Genomic DNA, 330 nt, shown 5'->3' on the forward strand with positions numbered 1-330 from the left:
GCGGTCGAAAGGTTGAAGCCCGATGTCGCGGTCGTCCAGTGCCACAAGTCGGTGCCGATCGGCAGGGAACTGCAGGCGCTGGGCGTGCCGCTGGTCGTCTATCTGAGGAATGTCGAATTCCATGAACTGGCTGGCGACCTGCGCGAACTGCGCTCGGCGCTCTACATCGCCAATTCGGAGTTCACCGCCCGCACCTACAAGGAAAAATTCGGCATCGATTCGACGGTGATTCCGCCCACCATCAATCCCGGAACTTACAGCACGCCGACGACCCGCGAGTTCGTGACGATGATCAACCCCTACAACGAAAAGGGATTCGAACTGGCAGTC

Annotated in this window: 1 pseudogene; it reads left to right on the forward strand. The window is 59.4% G+C overall.

Annotated features, from left to right (window positions below):
• Window positions 1–330: pseudogene (locus EN845_RS34345) on the forward strand (glycosyl transferase family 1); the annotation flags it as partial.

The sequence above is a fragment of the Mesorhizobium sp. M8A.F.Ca.ET.202.01.1.1 genome (genome assembly GCF_004791595.1).
In the GTDB taxonomy this organism is placed as follows: Bacteria; Pseudomonadota; Alphaproteobacteria; order Rhizobiales; family Rhizobiaceae; genus Mesorhizobium.